At 43.7% G+C, this 14,137-nt stretch carries 11 protein-coding genes; 5 read left to right on the top strand and 6 right to left on the bottom strand.

The features are described from left to right. Positions 1 to 2: 2 nt before the first annotated feature. Positions 3 to 359, bottom strand: a complete 357-nt coding sequence (gldC, locus tag K9M52_RS06020; protein WP_224071157.1) for a gliding motility protein GldC — start codon at positions 357 to 359, stop codon at positions 3 to 5. A gap of 121 nt (positions 360 to 480) precedes the next feature. Between gldC and K9M52_RS06015 the strand changes: the two genes are divergently transcribed. The 4 genes from K9M52_RS06015 to K9M52_RS06000 all read left to right on the top strand — a co-directional run bounded on the left by K9M52_RS06015 (position 481) and on the right by K9M52_RS06000 (position 4,370). Then, the gene (locus K9M52_RS06015; protein WP_224071156.1) at positions 481 to 999 is read left to right on the top strand and encodes a DinB family protein; all 519 of its coding nucleotides are present in this window, start codon (positions 481 to 483) and stop codon (positions 997 to 999) included. A gap of 211 nt (positions 1,000 to 1,210) precedes the next feature. Then, positions 1,211 to 1,999: a hypothetical protein gene (locus K9M52_RS06010; protein WP_224071155.1), complete on the top strand. Its 789-nt coding sequence runs from the start codon at positions 1,211 to 1,213 to the stop codon at positions 1,997 to 1,999. Between the two features lie 224 nt (positions 2,000 to 2,223). After that, positions 2,224 to 3,717 carry an RNA polymerase factor sigma-54 gene (gene rpoN / locus K9M52_RS06005; protein WP_224071154.1) on the top strand — a complete coding sequence of 498 codons (1,494 nt, stop codon included), beginning with the start codon at positions 2,224 to 2,226 and terminating at the stop codon, positions 3,715 to 3,717. A gap of 2 nt (positions 3,718 to 3,719) precedes the next feature. Beyond that, a complete protein-coding gene (locus K9M52_RS06000; protein ID WP_224071153.1) occupies positions 3,720 to 4,370 on the top strand; it encodes a hypothetical protein in 651 nt (216 codons plus the stop codon). Between the two features lie 27 nt (positions 4,371 to 4,397). On the opposite strand, the gene K9M52_RS05995 is transcribed toward K9M52_RS06000, so the two are convergent. Beyond that, complete coding sequence (locus K9M52_RS05995; RefSeq protein WP_224071152.1) at positions 4,398 to 4,964, bottom strand: CopD family protein; 567 nt, start codon at positions 4,962 to 4,964, stop codon at positions 4,398 to 4,400. A gap of 261 nt (positions 4,965 to 5,225) precedes the next feature. After that, the gene (hemH, locus tag K9M52_RS05990) at positions 5,226 to 6,245 is read right to left on the bottom strand and encodes a ferrochelatase (RefSeq protein ID WP_224071151.1); all 1,020 of its coding nucleotides are present in this window, start codon (positions 6,243 to 6,245) and stop codon (positions 5,226 to 5,228) included. A gap of 271 nt (positions 6,246 to 6,516) precedes the next feature. Between hemH and K9M52_RS05985 the strand changes: the two genes are divergently transcribed. Continuing rightward, positions 6,517 to 8,784, top strand: coding sequence for a helix-turn-helix domain-containing protein (locus K9M52_RS05985; protein ID WP_224071150.1), 2,268 nt, complete (start codon positions 6,517 to 6,519; stop codon positions 8,782 to 8,784). 449 nt (positions 8,785 to 9,233) lie between these two features. Here K9M52_RS05985 and thrC read toward each other — a convergent pair whose 3' ends face one another. The 3 genes from thrC to thrA are packed head-to-tail and all read right to left on the bottom strand — an operon-like array spanning position 9,234 to position 13,998. Further along, positions 9,234 to 10,529 carry a threonine synthase gene (gene thrC / locus K9M52_RS05980; RefSeq protein WP_224071149.1) on the bottom strand — a complete coding sequence of 432 codons (1,296 nt, stop codon included), beginning with the start codon at positions 10,527 to 10,529 and terminating at the stop codon, positions 9,234 to 9,236. Positions 10,530 to 10,579: 50 nt separating this feature from the next. Then, on the bottom strand, positions 10,580 to 11,509 hold the full coding sequence (locus tag K9M52_RS05975; protein WP_224071148.1) for a homoserine kinase: 930 nt from the start codon (positions 11,507 to 11,509) through the stop codon (positions 10,580 to 10,582). A 38-nt stretch (positions 11,510 to 11,547) separates the two neighbouring features. Next, positions 11,548 to 13,998 carry a bifunctional aspartate kinase/homoserine dehydrogenase I gene (thrA, locus tag K9M52_RS05970; RefSeq protein ID WP_224071147.1) on the bottom strand — a complete coding sequence of 817 codons (2,451 nt, stop codon included), beginning with the start codon at positions 13,996 to 13,998 and terminating at the stop codon, positions 11,548 to 11,550. Positions 13,999 to 14,137 lie beyond the last annotated feature (139 nt).

Genomic DNA, 14,137 nt, shown 5'->3' with positions numbered 1-14,137 from the left:
TGTTATTGTTTTCCTTCAATTTTGTTTTTTTCCAGTTGGAGTTTGCGGAATTTCTGATAGAAATCTTTTGCAAAACCCTTCATGTCATCCACCAGTTCCTTTTCATTAATGGACCTGCCCAGCGTATCGCCCATGGTCATTAACGTCTGGTAGAAGAAATCCGCCATCTCATCGACCATCATATCTTTAGTCCATAAATCTATTCTCAGTGCGCTCTTATCGGCTGCATCCCAGAAGGCCAGTAGCATAGCTCTCGCTTTCTGTGCCTGCTGTTCTCTATCGGTCGTACTCCAGTAAATATTTTCCGGAACGCGGTCCTTGTCTAACTCAACATCTATTTGAATGGTGGATTTAATCATTGATCGTCTTTTATATTTAAATAATTAGGCGGCACAAAGGTAATTTTATTCTGACAATTCGCGCCCGAATGCCGTTGCAATCTAATGAGACTGACTTAACTTAGCCCAAAAATGTAATTATATGCCTAGACCTGCATTAAATGAGTATAAGCCCGCTTTCGAACCATATGTCTCTCTTGCTAAGGGAAATAGTGTAGGCGAGCTAATTACCAATCACAGCGAATACCTTTTAGATTTTATAGCGAATATTCCGGAAGACAGCGCGGGTTACAGCTACGCTGCTGGAAAATGGAACGTTAAAGAAGTGTTGCAGCATATCATCGATATGGAAAGGGTATTTGCGTACCGGGCACTCGCCATTGCCAGAGGGTATATACTGGACTTGCCAGGAGTGGATCAAGATGCCTTCGCGCGGTTTCAACGCGCTCAATACAGGGCCTTTAGTGATCTTCAGGAAGAGTTCCTGGCCTTGCGCAGTGATCATAATATTCTTTTCCGGTCCTTTGACAAGACTGCATTAATCGCAGAAGGTCTGGTTACGGGGCACAAATGTACCTGCAGGTCTTGGATATATATTAGTTTTGGTCATGCACTCTATCATGCCCAAATTCTAAAAGAACGCTATGGAATAGAGGACTGATAAGGCTCCCAGGCAGTCAGAAGTCATCGTTAAAAAGAAGGTTAAATGTTAAAATAAAGCCAAAGTCGTGAATTATTTTTGATACGCAAACGTTTGATATGATCATTGTGCACAATTTGTTATTAACCGAACGAGTATTCATATTATATTTATGAAAACTTTTTTAACACGTAACTGAGCCAATGCTTATTGAATTTTAAAACTTTCTTAAATGAGTGTCAAAAACAGTATCCGCTTTGTTGAATACTCCAGTGTGTTTGTGTTGTGCGCCTTTTTATTGATGGTACTGTCGTTAGTGGGTACTGATGAAGCGCAGATTCACGTGAATTTTTATCTCTTAGGTGTATCAGCGGTTTTATTCCTGATCTATATTTTTAAAGATAAGATCATTTACACCAGGTTAAAACATTCCAGATACAAAAGCCTTTTTTGGCAAGTGTTGGAAAAGATCCACTTGACAGAAAACATTCTGCTGGAGCGCCCCAAAGAACATACAGCTACAATTGTCGAGAATGGTCAGGAAATAGATAGTTTTATTCGAGACAATAATCTCAGTACGCGGATAGGCGCCAGGAGAACACACGACTATATTATCTGGGTTACAATAAGCACCTATTTATTGGGAGTGTATGCAGCCAATCAGCTGCTATCGCTGAGCGCCAGCGATACAGCCTTGATTGCGATTCTTGGACTGATGTGTATCGCTTTCGGATATCTGTTCGGAAACTATAATTTTTTCCGCAGCGGCGGTGTCGCCATGGAATTTACGCCTGAAGCGTTGCTGGTGCAAAACAAAGTAGTTTCCTGGGATAAGATTATTGATTGGCAGTATAATCGCCGCGATGTAACCAATAATTCAAGTATTACTATTTTTTATTATAACACCTTCCTAGAGGTGGAGTCCATTCGTATGGAGCTTTTCCAATTGAACATACGCAAAATCGATCTGGTCTTGCTATTATCACATTTTAAGGATACTTATGGCAAGAATATTTATTGAATATGATTGAAAATTTAGGGTTTAAATGCTTCCAAAATGCTCCTTTCCAGGGGCATTTTTTTATGACAGCTCATGAAAGTAGGGAAAATTTCCGACAATAGCAAAAAGTAGGCCATTTTTTAAAATAAAACAATTTATTTAGAAATTTAGCTGCAAATCATTGTACTTTTGATTTTAGGTTTGTGAGAAAAAACCTACTCAATTATTGAAGCAAACACTATGTTATGGCGTTAAGTCAAACAATACAACAAAAGTTATTACAAAAGTTATCTCCACAACAGATTCAGTTGATGAAGTTGTTGCAGATCCCGACCGCTAATCTGGAAGAAAGAATCAAAGAGGAGTTGGAAGAGAATCCGGCGCTCGAAGAGAGCGGTGAAGAAGATGTCCATGATGAGTTAGAGACTCCGGCAGATGAATATGAGCAGGAGACTGATGATGATTTTGAACCCGATGGAAGCGAGCAGGAATATGAGAATATAGATATTTCTGAGTATGTCAATGAGGGGGATGATGAGATCGCTGACTATAAGCTCCGGTCGGACGGTTATCAGGAGGCTGAAGACAAGCAAAATATACCTTTTAAGGTGGAAAGCAGCCTACACGAGACATTAAAGTCACAGTTAGGGATGTTGTCTCTGGACGATAAAGAATATACCATTGCAGAGCAGATCATCGGTAGTATTGACGATGACGGATATCTTCGCCGGGAATTGGCTTCTATCGTCAATGATCTGGCCTTCCGACAGAATATTGACGCCACGGAGGAACAGGTAGAATCAATTATTCAGAAGATACAGCAGTTCGATCCGGCCGGTATCTGTGCCCGGGATTTGCAGGAATGCTTGTTATTGCAACTCAATCGGGCAGGGGCGGAAGCGGATGAACACACAAAAGTCGCCATTCAGATCCTTACCAAGTATTTTGATGAATTTACCAAGAAGCATTACGACAAGATCCAGCGTGGTCTGTCCATAACGGAAGAACAGCTCAAAGGCGCAATTGGTGCTATCATCAGATTGAATCCTAAGCCGGGCGGTGGTGTAGGAGAGGTAAATAAGGCTATGAGCTATATCGTTCCGGACTTCTTTATTTTTAATAATAACGGCGAGCTTGAACTGTCTCTGAATGCTAAAAATGCGCCAGACCTGCGTATCAGCGATGGATATCGGGATATGTTGCGGGACTATGAAAAAGGCAATAAAAAAGACAAAAGGCAGAAAGAAGCTATTTTATTTATCAAGCAGAAGATCGATTCTGCTAAATGGTTCATTGATATGATCAAGCAGCGCCAGCATACACTGCTTAGTACGATGGGCGCCATTATGGAATATCAGGAGGAATTTTTCAAGACAGGGGATGAAACGACACTGAAACCAATGATTTTGAAAGATATTGCTGAAATGATCGATCTGGATATTTCTACCGTGAGCCGGGTAGCGAACAGCAAATTTGTGCAGACAGAATTTGGGACCTATCGGCTGAAGTTCTTTTTTAGTGAATCGCTCAGTACCGAAAGTGGTGAGGAGGTAAGTACCAGAGAGGTGAAGAAGATACTCAGTGATGTAATCGATGAGGAAGATAAGCAAAAGCCCTTCAGTGATGAGAAATTAACTGAGATATTACAAGAAAAAGGCTATAATATTGCACGCAGAACTGTGGCCAAATACAGAGAACAACTCAACATTCCTGTAGCCAGGCTTAGAATTCAATTATAATTATGACGGAGAACGTGATTCAAAGACAGCCCGTAGTCGTTAGAGTATTGGCAAAGGTATTATCTTATGTTTTTCATCCACTGTTTATACCGACGTATATCTTTGGGTGGATGGTATTGCGTTTTCCCTATGAATTTATTGGGCTTCAGGGCCACGATCTGACGCTTCGGGAAATCGGAGTCTTTATGACAACCGCTTTTTTTCCGGCTTTTACGGTTTTCCTGCTGTGGAAGTTAGGCTTTGCTAAAAGCATCCATTTAAGATACCAGAAAGAAAGGATTATTCCTTATATTGCCACGATGATTTTCTATTGGTGGATGTGGTATCTGAGCCGGAATTTTACCGATCAGGCTTCTGCCCTTAAATTCTTTTATTTTGGCATTTTCATAGCGACTATCCCAGGGTTGATTTTGAACAATTTTGTCAAAATCAGTATGCATGCCATGGGGGTAGGCGGTGCACTGGCAGCTATTATTCTAACCTGTATTCTCTATCAAAACAACTATGGCCTTGATATTGCGCTTTTTACGCTAATAGCCGGGACGGTCTGTACAGCACGTATGGCGCTTAGCGAACACAGTCTTTTTGAGATTAACCTGGGCTTTATTGTGGGCGCTTTGTGCCAGATCATTGGATATTGGGTGATGATGTGATATAGCTGGTTTTTGGTTTCTATGTGCTTATGGCTGTTTCCCCGATTTTTTCTCCCGGACTTTTTTGTAGATCTTAATAGCTGTAACCAGGATCAGAATGAGCAGGATAAGGCCACCCAGGCCATATAGCAGACTGCCGGCACTTTTGACGGTCGCCAGAAAGACAATGGCGAATAAAAATACAGTTGCGACCTCATTATAGAACCTGAGTTGATTACCGGAGTATTTGAAAATTCCCTTGGATTGCTGTTTAAAGATCTTTCCCAGAGAGAAAAAATAGATATATAGCAGGATGACAAAACCGAGTTTGATGAGTAGCCATGTGCCCGTTCCGTCAAATAAATGAGGCGCCCAGTGTCCAAAATGCAATGTCAGTGACCCCAGAATCAGCGTCATGATCGCCGAGGGCACGGTGATTCCATACCAGAGCCGCTTCATCATAAGTAGGTACTGCCGGGTCATGGCCGATTTAATATTTGCATCGGGCTCTGTCTGGATTTCCGCGTTGTAGATCAGCAGCCGGGGAAAGTAAAACAGACCGGCAAACCAAGTTACAATGAAAATGATATGTAGCGCTTTGATATAATAATACATACCATAAAATTAGGAGTGAACTACCGACCCACGCTAAAGCGATGAATGGGCTTCGTGCTTCACAGCGACTTGCTTACTGCCCAAATGGGTTAGAAGTCTTATTATCGCTCCACACGTGTACTCGCAAGTCCCTTACGAGGTTTTTAAGTCTTTTACTGACAAAACGAAGGTAAATGTACTTTGTAAAACAGCCAAATACTTTTGTGCCTTACATCCCACCCACACTACGTGATGAATGGGTTTTACTGCACGTTCTATAAATTATTTGACTTCCCGAATAATCTCCGACAACGCATCGACCCAAAGTGGCTGGACATTCATACAAGGAATATACTTATATGATTCGCCTCCGCTTTTTATAAAATCTTCTTTACCACGGATCTCAATCTCTTCCAGGGTCTCCAGGCAATCGCTCACGAAAGAAGGGCAAACCACCAGCAGTTTTTTGACACCTTCTCCCGGCAGTTGGGGCAAGCGCACCTGGGTATTGGGTTGTAGCCAGGGGTCCCGGCCGAGCCTGGATTGATAGCTTTGCTGCCATTTGCTTTTAGGTAATCCTAATTTTTTCGTGACCAGTTCGCTGGTCATCGTTACCTGGTGCCTGTAACAGGTCTTATGCGCCTCAGATTTATTAAAACAACAGGTAGCAGACTGCATGCAGTGATGACCGGTCGGATCTGATTTAAGGACATGCCGCTCCGGGATGCCATGATAACTGAATAAGAGCTGGTCAAAATCTTCCTGCAGATAAGGGCGGATACTTTCTGCCAGGGCATGGATATAGGAAGGATGGTTATAAAAAGGCTGAATGGTTTTAAGCACAAAACGGTAGCCCAGTTGCTGGTGAGCCTGTTTCATATAGTCCACTGCCGTTTCAAAACTACTCATGGCATAATGAGGGTACAGAGGGACCAGTACGACTTCTTCAAGGTCGGGATTCTCCTTCAAAAGCGCTTCGTAAGCCGCTTTGGGATAAGGGTTGCCATATCGCATTGAAATGGACATAGGATCAGTGATCTTTTCTTTTAGAGAAGTGCACAGGCGTTCTGTAAGGACGATCAGCGGAGAGCCCTCCGGCCACCAGATTTTTTTATAGGCTTCAGCAGATTTAGGAGACCTGAAAGGAACGATTAATCCCTTAACCAGCACCGTGCGGACAAGCCAGGGTTTATCTATTACTTTTTCATCCATCAAAAACTGGGTCAGGTATTTTTTTAGATCCGGAACACTGGTAGAATCCGGAGAACCCAGATTCATTAATATGATGCCACGCTTTGCCATGTCAAATTGAATAATTGTGTGCAAAATTAGTCAATTACTGTTAAAGAGGGCCTTCTCAAGTGTGCTAAAAGGTCAGGAAAAGATTAAATCTTGGAGCAACTTGCCGGCAACTTTATTGAATATGACAAATGGCTGACAAATGCCGCAAGAAAAACGAATGGTTTTGCCTTATCCCTATGAGAACGGCGACCTACAATTGTCTGCCTTGGGTGAAGATTACGGGTGACAACAATCTTGCGAAGACAGGCAGATTTCGTTAATTTGCAGGCCTATGGAGCATGACAGCAATAACAGAGCCTTTCAGCAGGCCATCTCATTTGTGAATTTCACCCGTAGTCCACTTTTTTTAACCGGAAAGGCTGGTACAGGGAAGACCACTTTTTTACACTATATTAAACAGCATTGCCCTAAAAAGATGGTGGTACTCGCCCCTACAGGTGTAGCGGCCATTAATGCCGGCGGTGTAACGATCCATTCTTTTTTTCAACTGCCTTTTGGCATTTTTGCACCTACGGCGGAACATGTTTGGGGTGTTGATGAGCACCAGGTGCTTTACAACAGACATCAGTTGATCCAGAAACTGAAACTCAATAGCGCCAAAAGATCTATAATGGAAGAGTTGGAGCTATTGATTATAGATGAGGTTTCCATGGTGAGAGCGGATTTACTGGATGCCATCAGTGAAGTACTTAAATGGGTACGCAGAAATCAGCGGCCGTTCGGTGGGGTACAAATGTTGTTTATCGGAGACTTGTTTCAGTTGCCGCCAGTGGTCCGTAATGAGGATATCGCTGTGCTTAAACAATTTTATGAAAGTCCTTTTTTCTTTGAAGCACATGCGCTAAGAGAAGAACTTCCTATATTTCTGGAACTTAAGAAAATTTACCGTCAGAGCAATCAGGCATTCATCCACTTGCTCAATCAGGTGCGTAATAGTCGGGTGAGCCAGCAGGAACTAAGTGAGCTCAACAGCTACTATCATCCGGAGTTTGAACCCCGCGAGGATGAAGGGTATATTACATTGACTTCACATAATGCCATAGCAGACCGGATCAACCAGAAAGCGTTAAATGGATTGCCTGCAAAAGCATACTGTTTTAAGGCGATTGTTGAAGGGGACTTTCCTGAAAAGGCCTATCCGGCAGAAAAAGAAATTGTGCTTAAGGTCGGTGCCCAGATCATGTTTATTAAAAATGATAAAGGGGAAGAACGCCGATTTTATAATGGCAAGATCGGCGTTATTGCAGATATTGATATCAATCAGGAAATAAAGGTCCAGTTTAAGGATGAAAAAGGATTGCTGACCCTGGAACCGGAGATCTGGCAGAATTTACGTTACGAATATGACAGCCAAAAGGATCAGATTGAGGAAGTGGAGGTAGGTAGTTTCAGGCAGTTACCTATACGGCTAGCCTGGGCAATCACTGTACATAAAAGTCAGGGACTGACCTTTGATAAAGCTGTTGTCGATGCGGGCGCTTCCTTTGCACCTGGTCAGGTCTATGTAGCCCTTAGCCGGCTTCGCAGTCTGGATGGCCTGGTACTGCGGAGCAGAATTATGTCTTCGGCGATTAAAACCGATGAATCCGTTATGGAATATTATGCGATGGCAAAAAGTGAGGATGAGCTCTCCGGCCAGTTGCTGACACTACAAAGAGAATATATTTATACACTTATCCTGGAAGCATTTGACTGGAACCGGCTGGAACGGCAGATTGTGGCTTATATAGGCGAAAACGAGCAGAAGCTATTCACCGACCATCAGGACTTGCTCGACAAGATGAAGGAGGTCTATCAACAGATTCAAAAGCAGCGCGTCACTTCAGAACGGTTTAACGGTGAGCTGTCGCAGTTATTGCATTCAGGTGACATAGAGAGTTTTGATAAATTGCATCAAAGAACCATGGCTGCCTGTGGATGGTTTACAGATGCACTGGCTAAAGAGGTTATTGAACCGCTGAAGGAGCAACTCAGGAAATTGAAAAGCGTTAAGAAAACAGCCGCGGTACAAAAGAAGATTGTTGGTCTCATCCTGCCTCTGGAAAGAAAAATAGCTCAGATTGGTCAGGTTATACAGTTAACAGAATCCATGAGTAAATCCAGTAAGATCGCTGACTGGCTCTCCTGCGTAACCGGCCTTCACCGGATCAATGTGTCGGAATCCGCGCAGGCGTTAAAACCGTCAGGCAGGGCACCTGTAGGCAGTTCCAAGAAAATGTCGTTGACCCTGCTTAAGGAAGGGATGAGCATTGAGCAGATTGCAGAAGCCAGAAATATGGTCGTCAGCACGATCGAAAGTCATTTGATTTCTTTTTTAGAGACAAAAGAAGTGGCGCTATCTCTATTTGTAACGGCCGCGCAACAGCGTTCTATCGAGGATTTAATTAATAATAACCCCGAAGCCAGGGCCACTGAAATCAGGATCCTGAGTGGAGAAACTGTGAGTTTCACGCAGATTCGTGCGGTGGCAACTGCATTAGGAATCCGGCTTCCGTTAAAACCTGCGCAGGTAGACAGTGACCTGCCATTGAAAGACTAGCGAACAGACGCAGAACATTATTGCCTTTGGATGAATAACTGGTGAGTATTTTACCCTTTCAAAGGAATCGGTTGTGATTGTGTACATATGCTTCCTATTAGATCGCCTCAAAAGAAGGGAAGGTATATAAACAAAAAAGATTGCCCACTGATTATGATGATGTAATGGCAAATGACCGGCAGGTTCAATATTACATGGACGCTGTAAATGCAGAGCACAGAGAAGGTAACGGGAGTCTGATAATCTTGCAGAGCTCAAAAGAACCGGTGGCAACTTGTCGATTCAGACAAAGATGGATGAGGGAGGTGCATTTACAATTGTACTGGACAAAGTACCTTAACCAATGACGGATAGGCCGGCAGGTGACTGAACGAATGAAAAGTGACCTATTAGAATGGGATGCTCGCCGGGTTGATATCTCATTTTAATAGGTCACAGGCTGTAGTTTCTTATCTGCCTAACAGCCATTTTTTGACTGCTTCATATGTTGCCGGAAGTTGAATGGATACTTTATTGCCGGCATTTAACTGTTCCGCATTTTCAGGTAAAGGGATCTGAATTCCTAATAAAGATTCAATTACATCCGGGAATTTAACCGGATGAGCGGTTTCCAATATAAATCCGTTTTTATCCGGATGCCTTGCCTGAAAGTCTTCAAGTGCACGATAGGCTACTGCTCCATGTGGATCCAGAAGATAACCCGCGGTCTCATACACTTGTTTGATCGTACTTTTTGTGCTGACATCTGTCACAGATACGCTACTAAGTTGGGCCTTTAGCTTAGTGGCCTTTCCACCAAAGATCTCCAGAATACGACCAAAGTTGCTTGGGTTGCCTACATCCATGGCATTTGAAATGGTTGGAGTTGAAGCTTTCGGTTGATAATTACCGGTTTGCATATACACGGGCACCGTATCGTTTGCATTACAGGCAGCCATGAAATGTTCTACAGGCAGCCCACTGATATGGGCTAATATGCCGGCGCAGATATTACCGAAATTACCGCTGGGGACGCAAATGACGGGTGGTTGACGTTGGTCCCATTGCTGCAATCCGAAAAAATAATAGAGTTGCTGAGGAAGCCAGCGACCAACATTAATGGAATTGGCAGAGGTTAGATTATAGGCGTCATTTAGGTCCTGATCCATGAACGCTTGTTTGACAATCGCCTGGCAATCATCAAAACTACCTTCAATCTCCAGGGCTGTAATATTCTGCCCACAGGTCGTTAACTGTAGCTCTTGGATGGGGCTGACTTTGCCCGAAGGATACAGGATAATAACTTCGACGCCGTCAACACCCAGAAAACCGTTGGCGACAGCACCTCCCGTATCACCTGAGGTGGCTACTAAAATGGTTGTTTTCTTATTTTCTTCTTTTTGGAAATAACCCAGGCAACGACTCATGAATCGGGCCCCTACATCTTTGAATGCATAGGTCGGACCATGGAATAATTCCAGTGACGAAATATGATCATTGATCTTTACGAGTGGAAAGTCAAAATTAATGGTCTCTGAAACGATTTTTTTTAAATCCTGCTCTGGAATGTCTTCCCCGACATAGGGTCGCATAACGGTAGTGCCGATCTCTTCTTTGCTGAGTGACGAGAGGCTCTCGACGAAGTCCTTGGACAATTTGGGTAACTCTTCTGGAAAATAGAGCCCTTTGTCAGGTGCCTGCCCTTTTAGTACAGCTTCCCTGAAAGACACATTTGGGGCTTGGTGTTGTAAACTATAATATTGCATTGTTTATTTTTGTATTATTGTTCTGTTATTGGGTCAATGAGTCCCGGAAATTAACCTTTTACGGGTTCAATTCTGACGCCTTCTTTGTTGATCATAGAAACATAACTGTGATATTCTATACCAAGTTCAATGTAAGTCTTTTGCATAACCTCTTCTACCTGTTGTGCAGTATGTCTGGAAGTACTCAGCATAAAAATGGAAGGCCCGGATCCTGAGATACCGCCGCCCAAGGCGCCAGCTTCTTTACAGCTTTCTTTCAATTCCTTAAAGCCGGGGATCAAAGTGCTACGTATGGGTTCTATAATGTGATCCTCAAGACTTCTGCCGATTAATGCCGCATCGTTTTTAAGAATTCCGGTGACCAGCCCCGCTATATTTCCCCACTGCCGGATCGCGTTTTTCAAGGGGATCTGCTGGCGTAATATTGCCCTGGCGTCCGCCGTTCTGACTTCAATTTGTGGATGTACTACACTGACATAGAGATCAGGTGCAGCCAGCGGAATAATATCCAAAGGCGCGATGCTACGTATCAGAGTAATGCCACCATAAACGCAAGGCGCTACATTATCTGCGTGCTTGACGCCACTGGCTACCTTTTCTCCTGCCATTGCATATTGAATTAATTGTGCTTTGTCAAAAGGGTTGCCTAACAAATAATTAGCCGCCACTACGGCGCCAGCTGCGCTGGCGGCACTGGACCCGATACCGCTGCCTGGTTTGATCCTTTTATGGATCAGAATTTCAAAGCCCAGTTTTTGATCGAGGTCCTGCAACATTTCTAATAATGGAGCCCCGGCTGTATTAAGTGCCGGATCTTCTGGTAGTGGATAGCCGTCGGCGCTGCGGATAATGATTTCCGCTTTATCCGTAAGTCTCACTTCCATTTTGTCCGCAGGAGAGTCCAGGCAGAGTCCGAGGATATCAAATCCACATACAAGGTTGGCTACAGTTCCGGGCGCATAAGCAATACATGCTTTCATTGTTCTTTTTTTTATTTAATGAGCCATTAAGGAAATGATTAATAAACGGTTTTGATCAGATCCGCAAAAACACCACTAGCCGTTACTTCTGCTCCGGCGCCCGCACCTTTGATAACAAGCGGTTGGTCCGGATACCTTTTTGTATAGAAAAGAACAATATTGTCTTTGCCATAAAGATGGTAAAAGTCAGAATCAGGAGATACGGACTGTAATCCTACGCTGGCGTTGCCTGGCTCAAAATTAGCTACATATTTCAGTTTACAATTCTTGGCAGAAGCCTCTTCAAACAATTTCTTAAAATGGCCTTCATGGACTTTCAGCTGACCATAAAAATCTTCAACACTCCCTTCAAAGCAAGACTCGGGAAGAAACGGGGTATTTTGAATGTCCTCCATATTCAGCTCAAATCCAGCCTCCCGGGCCAGGATCAGAATTTTGCGCATCACATCTGTCCCGCCAAGGTCTAACCGCGGATCCGGCTCTGTATAGCCGTCCTTTTGCGCCTGTCTGACCACTTGTTCAAAGCTGGTGGTCGTATCATAGTTATTGAATACATAATTGAGTGTCCCTGAAAGTACCGCCTGGATCTTTAGGACCTCATCGCCACTTCTTAACAGATCGTTTAGCGTTCCGATCACAGGAAGTCCCGCACCAACATTTGTCTCGAAGAAAAATGGTGCATTAAACGACTTGGAGAGTGTCTTTAACTGCTGGTAGTCGTCATAAGAAGAAGAGCAGGCTATTTTATTGCAAGCCACCACGGCTACACTTTTTTCCAGAAACCTTTTATAGGTGCCGGCAATGGAAGCATTGGCTGTAACATCTACCACAACGGCATTACGCACGTTTTTCTCTAGAACAGTATTGATAAATGCTGCCAGCTCAAACTTATTGCCCTGCTGTAAAGCATTTTCCCAGTTATCCAGACAGACACCGCCATTATCAGAAAAGACCATTTTGCGGCTATTGGCCAGGCCTGCTATTCTAAGTTGTATATTCAGGTTGTGAAGCAGATATTCTCTTTGTTGTTTCAATTGGGAAAGCAATCTGGATCCCACATTGCCGACGCCTACAATAAACAGGTTTAATTGTTTATAGACTTTCTCAAAGAACGCTTCATGCAGCACATTGATTGCTTTTTTGACGTCGTCGAATGAGATGACTGCGGAAATGTTCTTTTCTGAGCTACCTTGAGCGATGGCGCGAACATTAATGCCATTTCTGCCGAGTACGGAGAACATTTTTCCGCTGATGCCCGGATGGCTTTTCATTTTATCCCCTACAAGCGCTACGATGGATAGTCCGCGCTCAATTTTAATAGGTTCTATTTTTCCTGATTGAATATCATTTTGAAAACTGTTATCGAGGGATTCCTTGGCGAGTTCGACATCTGCCACATCGACGGCCACACAGATAGAATGTTCAGAAGAACTCTGCGTGATCAGTATAACATTGATTTGAGCTGTTGCCAGCGTTTCAAACAGGGTTTTTGATGTGCCGGGAACCCCGACCATACCACTTCCCTCAATGCTGAGTAGCGCGATTTCCGTCATACTGGATATGCCGGTAACGATATCCTGATCCAGCTCATGAACGGTCGGCTCATTATCGATTAAAGTGCCGGCAGCATCAGGATCAAAAGTGTTTTTTACAAGTATGGGTATACCGGCATTCATGGCCGGGATAATAGTGGGTGGATAGATCACTTTCGCTCCAAAATGAGATAACTCCATAGCCTCCTTGAAAGAGATATGAGGAATAATTCTTGCTCCCTTCACCCATCTGGGATCTGCACTCATCATGCCAGATACATCGGTCCAGATCTCCAGACGTGTAGCTTTCAGCGCGGCGGCAAAGAGTGCGGCTGTATAGTCTGACCCTCCTCTTCCGAGGGTGGTTGTCTGACCTTTTTTATTGCGGGCAATGAAACCAGGCACCAGAATAATTCTTTCTTTAAACTCGGCGATGGTCTTACTGATATTGTCCATGGTCGGTTCCAGATGTACCTTAGCCATGCTGAACTTAGAATTTGTTAGTATTACACCTTTGGCGTCGAGCCACCGATAGGAAAGGTTCAGGGAGGCAAAATAGGCAGCGATGATTTTGCTGGAGAGCGTTTCGCCAAAAGCAAGGATGCGATCTTTTGTTGCGGGAGAGAACTCTCTGAGCCGGAATATACTTTCTGCGATATCTTCAAGTTCATTGAAATGCTGCATGACCAGGCTGAGGCTGCCGCTCTGGCCGGTAATGGGTAACAAAGCCTTTACAACATTGATGTGGCGTTCCTGCAATTCATCCAGGTGCCCTTTATAATTTTCATCGCCTTCCGCAGCCCTGGTTCCAAGCGCCAGGAGCTCATTGGTCATTCCTCCGAGGGCAGAGACGACAACGACCACTTGGTTGGCCTCTGATGCCCGGACGATCTCAGCTACTTTTCTGATATTGTCGGCATTTGCGACGGAGGAGCCTCCGAATTTTAAGACATACATAGATATTGTTTAATTGTTTAATGAGCGTAAATGAAAGTGATATTGATTTATATCGTAGAAAAATAGATGCTTCTACAAAACGGCCTTAACGGCCCAGTGGATGATATATACAATGATTTACCCTTTACAGGGTAATAAT

This window comes from Arachidicoccus terrestris (assembly GCF_020042345.1).
In the GTDB taxonomy this organism is placed as follows: Bacteria; Bacteroidota; Bacteroidia; order Chitinophagales; family Chitinophagaceae; genus Arachidicoccus; species Arachidicoccus terrestris.
This window is presented reverse-complemented; position numbering and strand designations above follow the sequence as displayed.

Coding starts and splice junctions, on each gene's coding strand:
- gldC (WP_224071157.1), bottom strand. CDS start 359: ATGATTAAATCCACCATTCAAATAGATGTTGAGTTAGACAAGGACCGC.
- K9M52_RS06015 (WP_224071156.1), top strand. CDS start 481: ATGCCTAGACCTGCATTAAATGAGTATAAGCCCGCTTTCGAACCATAT.
- K9M52_RS06010 (WP_224071155.1), top strand. CDS start 1,211: ATGAGTGTCAAAAACAGTATCCGCTTTGTTGAATACTCCAGTGTGTTT.
- rpoN (WP_224071154.1), top strand. CDS start 2,224: ATGGCGTTAAGTCAAACAATACAACAAAAGTTATTACAAAAGTTATCT.
- K9M52_RS06000 (WP_224071153.1), top strand. CDS start 3,720: ATGACGGAGAACGTGATTCAAAGACAGCCCGTAGTCGTTAGAGTATTG.
- K9M52_RS05995 (WP_224071152.1), bottom strand. CDS start 4,964: ATGTATTATTATATCAAAGCGCTACATATCATTTTCATTGTAACTTGG.
- hemH (WP_224071151.1), bottom strand. CDS start 6,245: ATGGCAAAGCGTGGCATCATATTAATGAATCTGGGTTCTCCGGATTCT.
- K9M52_RS05985 (WP_224071150.1), top strand. CDS start 6,517: ATGGAGCATGACAGCAATAACAGAGCCTTTCAGCAGGCCATCTCATTT.
- thrC (WP_224071149.1), bottom strand. CDS start 10,529: ATGCAATATTATAGTTTACAACACCAAGCCCCAAATGTGTCTTTCAGG.
- K9M52_RS05975 (WP_224071148.1), bottom strand. CDS start 11,509: ATGAAAGCATGTATTGCTTATGCGCCCGGAACTGTAGCCAACCTTGTA.
- thrA (WP_224071147.1), bottom strand. CDS start 13,998: ATGTATGTCTTAAAATTCGGAGGCTCCTCCGTCGCAAATGCCGACAAT.